At 46.9% G+C, this 1,837-nt stretch carries 2 protein-coding genes; both read right to left on the bottom strand.

All coding sequences use genetic code 11. The features are described from left to right. On the bottom strand, nt 1-712 hold a 712-nt coding region (locus tag ACP5N5_RS06875; RefSeq protein ID WP_428134453.1), incomplete at its 3' end, for a thiamine pyrophosphate-dependent enzyme. Beyond that, on the bottom strand, nt 703-1,837 hold a 1,135-nt coding region (locus ACP5N5_RS06870), incomplete at its 5' end, for a 2-oxoacid:acceptor oxidoreductase subunit alpha (protein WP_428134448.1). The genes ACP5N5_RS06870 and ACP5N5_RS06875, both read right to left, overlap by 10 nt.

Genomic DNA, 1,837 nt, shown 5'->3' with positions numbered 1-1,837 from the left:
ACTTAACTCTTTTCTTCAACTCGTTATACATTTCAACAGGGTCTCCGAGCCCGATGCGCCTTCCATATACTTCGGGGCACGTGCTCACCACTTCTATGAATCTAAACCCCTTCATACCTAAAGCCCTGTAGAAGAACTGCTCTATGTAATGCGGTGTCGTTACACTAGCCCTAGCCACATAGTTCGCGTTCAGCGATGCCACGACTTTTATGATATTCAATGGAGGCTCTGGATTACCATGAGGAGTCGTCGTAGTTTTAACCCCAAGGGGCGTCGTAGGTGCTACTTGGCCGCCCGTCATCGCGTAAACGAAGTTCGTGAACATGACTGTGATCATATCTATATTCCTCTTAGCGGCGTGGAGTAGGTGGTTGCCCCCAATGCCGGCGATATCTCCATCGCCCCCTACAACTATTAATGTTAGTTCCGGGTTTGCGAGTTTAACGCCTGTCGCGAACGGTATCGCCCTACCGTGGAGGACGTGTGCTGAATCATAGCTAACGTAAAAGGCCATTCTAGCACTACACCCTATACCTCCAACCCATACCACTTTATTCCTATCCACTACCCCCTCACTGATTCTTTTATCAAGCGCCCTGAGCATGGCTCCTAATCCTATTCCAAGGCCGCATCCGGGACAGTATAATGTGGGTATCCTGTCGAGTCTAAGGTGCTTGTCAAGCTGATGTATGTATCTAGGGGTTACAGCCATTGCTCCACCGCCTCGATTACTTCTTTCACAGTGGGTAGTTCAAGGCTTACAACGGGGGCTGAATACACCTCTCTATCTCTAAAAATGCGTTTCATATCGAGGAATAATTTACCCATATTATTCTCTACGACAATCACCCTATCTATCCTGCTTGATACACTATTATAGATCCTCTCCTCGTCTAATGGCCAGAGGGTTTTCGGCCTGAGCATGCCGGCTTTAACCCCTCTACGCCTCAGCTCCCTTATTGCTGCATAAACTGTTCTAGCTGTTGAACCATATGAAACCAGAAGTACCTCGGCATCGTCAACCATGTATGTTTCCTGTTCATACACGTAGCTAATGTTCTTCACTATTTTAAGCATTAGTCTCAAGACGCTGTTCTTGTGATACGTGTTTGTAGGAGCATAGTATCCTCTCTCATCATGAGTTAATGATTCGACAAGCACGTTATAGCCCTCCCCGAAACACGCCATTGGTGGAATCAGGTCGTCTCCGGGCATATATGGCTTATAATTATCTTTACTAGTAGGTTTCTTCCTCTCAATGATCTCGACCTCACCTCTTTCATAGATAACGAGTGGTTCCCATAGATGAGCTATCACGGCATCGCTTAGGAGTATTACAGGTGTTCTAAGTTTTTCAGCAGTATTGAAAGCCTTAATTGTTAAATCATAGGCCTCCTGTACACTCCAGGGGATATAACTAGGGATAATATAGTCTCCGTGTGTCAGCCACCTGACTTGAAAAACATCCGCCTGAGTAGTTTTTGTCGGTACACCAGTACTTGGCCCAGTCCTCATGACGTCCACGATAACTATTGGGGTCTCACTCATCACAGCTAGTCCTATTCCCTCGGCCATAAGCGATAATCCAGGGCCCGAGGTAGCTGTCATGGCCTTAGCTCCAGCCCATGATGCCCCTATTATGGCATTAATAGAGGCTATCTCATCCTCCATTTGTATCACGATGCCTCCTTGCCCTGGGAGATGCTCTGCAAGGTACTCCATTATCTCAGAGCTAGGCGTGATAGGGTATCCTGCATAGAATTTTAAACCAGCAACTATAGCGGCTTCAGCGATAGCCATGTTACCAGAGGCAAAGGTTTTCCTCACTTTGAAGCCA

It is taken from the genome of Desulfurococcus sp. (assembly GCF_049970475.1).
Taxonomy (GTDB): Archaea; Thermoproteota; Thermoprotei_A; order Sulfolobales; family Desulfurococcaceae; genus Desulfurococcus; species Desulfurococcus amylolyticus.
Note: the sequence above shows the minus strand (reverse complement) of the source record. Positions and strands in the feature narration are given on the sequence as shown.